This is a genomic window from Arthrobacter sp. SO3, from assembly GCF_020532825.1.
Lineage (GTDB): Bacteria > Actinomycetota > Actinomycetes > Actinomycetales > Micrococcaceae > Arthrobacter.
Map to the genome: position 1 here is coordinate 1 of NZ_MQTS01000181.1, position 7,979 is coordinate 7,979.

5 protein-coding genes and 2 pseudogenes are annotated in these 7,979 nt (G+C 67.7%); 3 read left to right on the forward strand and 4 right to left on the reverse strand.

The window, feature by feature from the left end:
* Nucleotides 1-231: 231 nt before the first annotated feature.
* From BJQ90_RS16815 to BJQ90_RS16825, 3 genes and pseudogenes are all read left to right on the forward strand, one after another.
* Nucleotides 232-375, forward strand: a pseudogene (locus BJQ90_RS16815) (transposase); the annotation flags it as partial.
* Nucleotides 376-651: 276 nt separating this feature from the next.
* Nucleotides 652-1,716 (forward strand): IS110 family transposase, encoded by a 1,065-nt coding sequence (locus BJQ90_RS16820; protein WP_226761362.1) that lies wholly within the window; start codon nt 652-654, stop codon nt 1,714-1,716.
* A 14-nt stretch (nt 1,717-1,730) separates the two neighbouring features.
* Nucleotides 1,731-1,888, forward strand: a pseudogene (locus tag BJQ90_RS16825) (IS30 family transposase); the annotation flags it as partial.
* Between the two features lie 116 nt (nt 1,889-2,004).
* On the opposite strand, the gene pyrF reads toward BJQ90_RS16825, so the two are convergent.
* The 4 genes from pyrF to BJQ90_RS16845 form a co-directional block, all read right to left on the reverse strand.
* Nucleotides 2,005-2,865, reverse strand: coding sequence for an orotidine-5'-phosphate decarboxylase (gene pyrF, locus BJQ90_RS16830; RefSeq protein WP_226761363.1), 861 nt, complete (start codon nt 2,863-2,865; stop codon nt 2,005-2,007).
* A complete protein-coding gene (gene carB, locus BJQ90_RS16835) occupies nt 2,858-6,199 on the reverse strand; it encodes a carbamoyl-phosphate synthase large subunit (protein WP_226761364.1) in 3,342 nt (1,113 codons plus the stop codon). The genes pyrF and carB overlap by 8 nt, the downstream gene beginning before the upstream one ends.
* Nucleotides 6,199-7,533: a glutamine-hydrolyzing carbamoyl-phosphate synthase small subunit gene (gene carA, locus BJQ90_RS16840; protein ID WP_226761365.1), complete on the reverse strand. Its 1,335-nt coding sequence runs from the start codon at nt 7,531-7,533 to the stop codon at nt 6,199-6,201. The genes carB and carA overlap by 1 nt, the downstream gene beginning before the upstream one ends.
* On the reverse strand, nt 7,514-7,979 hold a 466-nt coding region (locus BJQ90_RS16845), incomplete at its 5' end, for a hypothetical protein (RefSeq protein ID WP_226761366.1). The genes BJQ90_RS16845 and carA, both read right to left, overlap by 20 nt.

Consider the following 7,979-nt stretch of genomic DNA (forward strand, 5'->3'; position numbering starts at 1 on the left):
AACTACTTCTTGATGGTGATTCCATTCGCGTTGCAACTCCCGATAATTCGGAGGTGTTGCAACGATCGCTTGAACCCGCCGGGCTGGTCCCGCCCATTTGCCAGGAATGGCCGCTATGGCGCGTCTTGGGTTCTAGCGGTCATTGCAACACCCCGAATTTTTGGGAGTTGCAACGACCGTGTCGTCTTTAACGGGAAAACCTCGAACCTACAGGAAGTACGCGAGTCGACCCTGCCGGCCCACCTTAGAGGCTCCCTCACCTGGGACCAGGGGGCCGAAATGGCCGCCCACAAGTCCATCACCCTGGCCACCGACATGCAGGTCTACTTCTGCGACCCAGCCAGCCCCTGGCAGCGCGGTTCGAACGAGAACACTGTGAGTATGGAGGTAGCCCGGGAAGGGCTGATCCGGAAGGGTGGGTGTCGGCAGCGAAGAGTGACTCCCGAGAATACTGGCCGCGAGTGCGCGTGCCTTCCGTTTGACGTGTCCCCTGAAACTGCCGGCGCTGGCCTGACCCGCCACCGGTTCTGGCTTGATTAGGAGCTTGTCCGCCTCAAGGCGTGACCCGTCACAGTGTTGCCGCCGGTGAATGTTCTGCTTTCCGGGCTCGGCGTGGACCGTATCCGCCAGCTTGATGAAAGGACCAAGGCAATGACGACACTGGCAGAGGACTATGACTACGTGATCGGCGGTGATCCGGACCGGGACACCATCGACCTGGCAGTGCTGGATACAGCCATCGGCAGCATCCGCGCCCATATCGAGGCGACGGCCGACGGTCCGGGATACGCACGCATGCTCGACTGGGCACGAAAACACGCCCCGGGCCGCCGGGTCTGGGCGTTGGAGGGAACAGGAAGTTTCGCCGCCGGATTCGCCGGGGAACTGGCCCTGGCGGGCGAGGATGTCGTCGAAGTCGGCGCCCTCAAGCGCGCCCGCGGCGCCAAGAACGACCGGCTCGACGCGGTCCGGGCCGCCCGGACCGCGCTGGCCCGGGAGCACCAGTCCAGTCCCCGCGTCCGCGGGCTGCGTGAAGCGATCAGGGCCCTGTCAGCGACCCGCCAGGCAGTGCTTGTCAGCCGCACAAAGGCCATCAACGAACTCAAGAGCCTCATCGTGGTCGCACCCGAACAGCTGCGGGCGCCCCTGCGCGGCCGCCCTCTGGCCACCCAGCTGGCATTGATCGAAAGCACGGTCACCGCCGCGGCTGCCACGGTCGAACACCGGATCACGGTGCTGACATTGCAGTCGATCACCGCGCGCATACGGTTCCTGACCGGCCAGCTCGCGGACATCGATCCCGAGCTGGCCCGTCTCATCCAGCAACACCCGGCGGGAGCGGCGCTGCTCGCCGAACCCGGCGTGGGACCGGTCGTCGCAGCCCAGCTGCTCATCAGCTGGTCCCACCCCGGACGGGTCAGAAGCGAAGCGGCATTCGCCTCGCTGGCGGGAGTCGCACCGCTGGAAGCCAGCAGCGGCCAACGCACCAGGCACCGTCTCAACCGCGGCGGAGACCGGGCTCTCAACCGGGCCCTGCATACAGTTGCGATCACCCGCATCCGGTGCCACGCCGAAACCCGGGCCTACGAAGCTCGGCGCACCCTTCAAGGCAAGACACACCGCGATATCCGCCGCTGCCTCAAGCGCACCCTCGCCCGACACCTCTACCGCGTTATGGAGTCCACGGCCAAGTCCTCGGCGCCCGAACACGGTTGACAAACATAGGAGCGTCGAACGGGCTGCTGCGCCAATACTTCCCCAAAAGCACCGACCTGTCCGCTTACGGACCCGAAGACCTCGAACACGTCGCACAGGAGCTCAACGGCCGCCCACGCAGACGCTCGGCTGGTATACCCCAGCCGAGCGTCTGCGTGATTTACTGCTAACCACCGAACCAACAGGTGTTGCAACGACCCCAAGAAACCGCGCGCCCAGGAGCGGCCCTTTACGTCAACTGGATGCCGTCCGCGGTGCCGGGCCCACCTACCTCCGCGGGTAATGCGCCTAGGCTGCGCGCAGTTCCTCGAGGGTGCGCCGGGCAGCGTCCTGCAGGGCCTGGATCCGCGGTCCGGCGCCGAGAATGTCCCGGCTGGACGTCCCCAGCACCTGGCCGTAGGCGCTGCCAAAGGTCCGGCGCAGGTCAGCTGCCGTCGCGCCCTGCGCACCGAGGCCCGGGGCGAGGATCGGGCCGCGCACCGCGGCGAGGTCCAGGTCAAGGTCCGTCAGTGCGGAGCCGACGGTCGCGCCGACCACGAGGCCGGTGGACCCCAGCTCCCCCGCGTACCGCCGGTTCTCCGCCGCTGCCGCCTGCACGATCCGGCGGGCTACGGAGTCCGCGCCGCCGACGTGCTGGACGGAGGCGCCCTCGGGGTTGGAGGTCAGCGCCAGGACGAAGACGCCGCGGCCGGTTTCCGCCGCGAGGTCCAGTGCCGGGCGGAGCGATTCGAAGCCCAGGTACGGGCTCAGCGTCACCGAGTCGGCGGCCAGGGCGGAACCGTCCCGCAGCCAGGCGTCGGCGTAGGCGGCCATGGTGGAACCAATGTCCCCACGCTTGGCGTCGGCAATGGTCAGGACCGAGGCCTCCGCCGCCGCGGCGAGGGTGCGTTCCAGGACGGCCATGCCTGCCGAGCCGTGCCGCTCATACAGCGCCACCTGGGGCTTGAGCGCGGCAGCGAGGGACCCCACCGCCTCCAGGACGGTCAGCGAGAAACGCTCCAGCCCGGCGACGTCGTCGTTCAGTCCCCAGCCCTGCAGCAGTGCCGGGTGCGGATCGATCCCGACACACAACGGACCGCGGTCCGCCATGGCCCGGCCCAGCCGGGAGCCGAAGGACTCCCGGCCGGCAGCGGCAACCGTCTCAGGCATGCGAGTTCGCTTCCTGCGCGACGCGTTCCTGCGAGGCTGCTTTTTGCGATGCCACCAGTGCCGCGGCGTGCTCCTGCAGGCTCGTCACCGACCACTCGTAGGTGCGCAGCGCCTCGATCGCCTGCACGGCGGCGTTGAATTCCGCCACGGTCGTGATGCAGGGGATGCCGATCGACGTCGCGGCGGCGCGCAGTTCGTAGCCGTCGCTGCGGGCTTCGCCGCCGGAGGGTGTGTTGAAGACCATGTCGATCTCGCCGGCGATGATGAGGTCCGCGATGGTGCCCTCGCCCTCGGCGCTGGAGCCCTCGGCGACCTTCCGGACCGGGGTGGCCTGGATGCCGTTGCGGCGCAGCACATCGGCGGTGCCGCCGGTGGAGACGATCTCGAAGCCGAGGTCGGAGAGCCGCTTCACGCCCATGATGACCGAGCGCTTGTCCCGGTTGGCCACGGAGACGAAGATCTTGCCTTCGGTGGGCAGCGCGTTGTTGGCGGCGGCCTGGCTCTTGGCGAAGGCGGTGTCGAAGTGCTTGTCGATGCCCATGACCTCGCCGGTGGAGCGCATTTCCGGCCCGAGCAGCGAATCCACCACCTTGCCTTCCGGGGTGCGGAAACGGCTGAATGGCAGCACGGCTTCCTTGACCGAGACCGGGGCGTCCAGCGGCAGCGTGGAGCCGTCCCCGGTTTCCGGCAGCATCTTGTAGGCCGTGCGGAGCTGGTTGATGGTGACGCCGGTGCCGATCAGGGCCGCCGCCTTCGCCATCTGCACACCGGTCGCCTTGGAGACGAACGGCACGGTGCGGGAGGCCCGCGGGTTGGCTTCCAGGACGTAGAGCACGTCGGAGGCCAGGGCGAACTGGATGTTGATCAGGCCGCGGACCCCCACGCCCTCGGCGATCGCCAGCGTGGCGGTGCGGACCCGCTCCAGCACGTTGTTGCCCAGGGTAATGGGCGGCAGTACGCAGGCCGAGTCGCCGGAGTGGATGCCGGCCTCCTCGATGTGCTCCATGATGCCGCCGAGGTACATCTCGGTGCCGTCGTAGAGCGCGTCGACGTCGATTTCGACGGCGTCCTCGAGGAACCGGTCGATCAGCACCGGGTGCTCGGTGGTGATCTCGGTGGCGTTGGCGATGTAGCGCGAGAGGTTGGGCTCGTCGTACACGATCTCCATGCCGCGGCCGCCGAGGACGTAGGAGGGGCGGACCAGGACCGGGTAGCCGATTTCGTCGGCGATCTTCTTGGCGTCGTCGAAGGACACGGCGGTGCCGTTCTTCGGCGAGATCAGGCCGGCCTTGTCGAGCACCTGGGAGAAGGCGCCGCGGTGCTCGGCGAGGTCGATCGCTTCCGGGGAGGTGCCAAGGATCGGCACGCCGGCGTCGGCGAGCTGCTGGGCGAGCTTGAGCGGGGTCTGGCCGCCCAGCTGGACGAAGACGCCCATCACGCCGCCGGTGCGCTCTTCGGCCGCGATGACCTCGAGCACGTCCTCGAGCGTGAGCGGCTCGAAGTACAGGCGGGTGGAGACGTCGTAGTCGGTGGAGACGGTCTCGGGGTTGCAGTTGACCATCACGGTCTCGTAGCCGGCCTTGCGCAGCGCCATCGAGGCGTGGACGCAGGAGTAGTCGAACTCGATGCCCTGGCCGATCCGGTTGGGGCCGGAACCGAGGATGATGATGGAGGGCTTGGCGTGCAGCGCGACCTCATCCTCCTCGTCGTAGGAGGAGTAGTGGTAAGGCGTGTACGCGGCGAATTCGGCGGCGCAGGTGTCCACCGTCTTGTAGACCGGGCGGATGCCCAGGGCCTGCCGGACGCCGCGGACGACGTCCTCGGAGTTGTGCGTCAGGGCGCCGATCTGCTCGTCGGAGAAGCCGTGGCGCTTCGCGCGCTTCAGCATCTCCGGGGTCAGGGCGGCGGCCTGGCGGATTTCGACCGAGATCTCATTCAGCAGCTGGAGCTGGTCCAGGTACCAGGGGTCGATCTTCGTCGCTTCGAAGAGCTGTTCGACGGTGGCGCCGCCGAGCAGGGCACGCTGGACCTGGTGCAGGCGGTCCGTCGTGGGCCGCTTGGACTTCTCGATCAGCTCCGGGACTTCCCATTCCGGAACGTGGCTGAAGTCCAGCTGGGAGCCCTTCTGCTCCAGGGACCGCAGCGCCTTCTGCAGTGCCTCGGTGAAGTTGCGGCCCATGGCCATGGCCTCGCCCACCGACTTCATGGTGGTGGTCAGTGTGGGGTCCGCCGCCGGGAACTTCTCGAAGGCGAAGCGCGGGACCTTCACGACGACGTAGTCCAGGGTCGGCTCAAAGGAGGCCGGCGTCCTCTGCGTGATGTCGTTCGGGATCTCGTCCAGGGTGTAGCCCAGCGAGAGCTTGGTGGCGATCTTGGCGATCGCGAAGCCGGTGGCCTTGGAGGCCAGCGCGGAGGAGCGGGAGACGCGCGGGTTCATCTCGATCACGACGACGCGGCCGGTGTCGGGTTCGACGGCGAACTGGATGTTGCAGCCGCCGGTGTCGACGCCGACTTCGCGGATGACGGCGATGGAGATGTCGCGCAGGCGCTGGTATTCGCGGTCGGTCAGGGTCAGCGCCGGGGCGACGGTGATGGAGTCGCCGGTGTGCACGCCGACCGGGTCGAAGTTCTCGATGGAGCAGACGACCACGACGTTGTCGTTCTTGTCGCGCATCATCTCGAGCTCGTATTCCTTCCAGCCCAGGATGCTCTCTTCGAGCAGCACCTCGGACGTGGGGCTGTACTGCAGCCCCTGGCCGACGATGCGGCGGAGGTCGTTCTCGTCGTAGGCGAGCCCGGAGCCGAGGCCGCCCATGGTGAAGGAGGGCCGGACCACCATCGGGTAGCCGAGGTCCTCGGCGGCGGTGAGGGCCTCGTCGATGGTGTGGATGATGTGGCTGCGGGCCGATTCGGCGCCGCAGCGTTCCACCACGCCCTTGAACTTTTCGCGGTCCTCGCCGAGCTCGATCGCGGCGATGTTGGCGCCGATCAGCTCCACGTTGTACTTCTCCAGTACGCCGTTCTTGTCCAGCGCGATGGCGGTGTTCAGGGCGGTCTGCCCGCCCAGGGTGGGCAGGAGCGCGTCCGGGCGTTCCTTGGCGATGATCTTCTCGACCACCTCGGGGGTGATCGGCTCGATGTAGGTCGCGTCGGCGAACTCCGGGTCGGTCATGATGGTGGCCGGGTTGGAGTTGACGAGGATGACGCGGAGGCCTTCCTCCTTGAGGACGCGCAGTGCCTGGGTGCCGGAGTAGTCGAATTCGGCGGCCTGGCCGATCACGATCGGGCCGGAACCGATGACCAGGACGCTCTTAAGGTCAGTTCTCTTGGGCATTACTTCTTGTCCTCAGTCTTGGAATCGGTGGCAGTCTTGGTGTCGCTGGCAGTCTTGGAATCGGTGGCAGTCTTGGTGTCGCTGGCAGTCTTGGAATCGGTGGCAGTCTTGGTGTCGCTGGCAGTGTCCGCCATCAGCTGGATGAAGCGGTCGAAGAGGTAGGCGGCATCGTGCGGTCCGGCGGCGGCCTCAGGGTGGTACTGCACCGAGAAGGCCGGGATGTCCAGGCACGAGAGGCCCTCGACGACGTCGTCGTTGAGGCTCACGTGGCTGACCTCGACGCGGCCGAACCGCTCCTCGGGGGCCTGCGTGGCGCCGTCAAGCGGGGCGTCGACGGCGAAGCCGTGGTTCTGCGAGGTGATTTCGACCTTGCCGGTGCGGCGGTCCATCACGGGCTGGTTGATGCCGCGGTGGCCGTAGCGCAGCTTGTAGGTGCCGAAGCCCAGGGCGCGGCCCAGGATCTGGTTGCCGAAGCAGATGCCGAAGTAGGGGATCTTCTCGTCCAGGACCGAGCGGAGGAGTTTGACCTGGTTGTCGGCGGTCGCGGGGTCCCCCGGGCCGTTGGACATAAAGAAGCCGTCGGGGTTGACCGCCTGGACATCGGCCAGGGTGGCGGTGGCGGGCAGCACGTGCACCCGGACGCCGCGCTCGGCGAAGCGGATGGGGGTCATCCGCTTGATGCCGAGGTCGATCGCGGCGATGCTGAAGCGCGGTTCGCCCTCCCAGCCCCAGTCCTTGGGTTCCACCGTGTAGGCCGTCTCGACGCTGACTTCTTCGGCCAGCCGTGAGCCTTCCATCGGGGCGCTGGCCAGGACGGTGTCCACCAGTTCCTTGTCCGTGGCGCGGGCGGCGTCACCGGAGAAGATGCCGGCGCGCATGGTCTTGTGCTCGCGCAGGTGCCGGGTGATGGCGCGGGTGTCCACGCCCTGGATGCCGACGATGCCCTGTTCGACCAGTTCGTCGTCGAGGCTGCGCTCGGAGCGCCAGTTGGAAGGGCGGCGGGCGGCGTCGCGGACGATGTAGCCGGCCACCCAGATCCGCCGGGACTCGGCGTCGTCCTTGTTCACACCGGTGTTGCCGATGTGCGGGGCGGTCTGGACCACGAGCTGGCGGGCGTAGGAGGGGTCGGTGATGGTTTCCTGGTAGCCGGTCATGCCGGTCGCGAACACGGCCTCGCCGAGCGCCGTTCCGGTGGCGCCGTAGCTGGTGCCGCGGAAGATCCGGCCGTCCTCGAGCACGAGGGCCGCCCGGGTGGATGCTGCTGCTGTTGCTGAAACTGCTGTTGCTGAAACTTCGTTGGAGTCCGTCACGTCGTTACTTTCCACTATCGGCATTGGCCTGAGGGGCCGCGGGGATCAAATCTTGCAGGGCGTTGAGGAGGAGGGTTTTGTCGCCGGCGTGCCGGGTGCGGAAACCGGAGTCCAGTTCGCGGGTGCCGAGCATCCAGCTGAGCACCAGCAGCCCGTCCTTTTCGACGAACTTTCCGGCCATGCCGCTTTCCTGCCGCACCCCGGTAAGCCGGGCCACGGGGATGAAGACCGGGCCGGCGCCGGCGCGGTCGAAGAGCACACCTTCCGGGTGGACGCTGAGTTCGGCGTTGGTGCGGAGCCCCAGGTTGTGGACCGCGATCCGGTCCAGCCAGTCACCGGCGGTGGTGGAGGCGACGTACTGGCCGTCGGCGACGGCCAGCGCCGCGCCCAGTTCCGCGGGGATCTCAGGCAGCGGGTCGACGTCGGCCTGGCGGCGCAGGCGGTTCCGCCAGCCGACCGCCAGCAGGGCG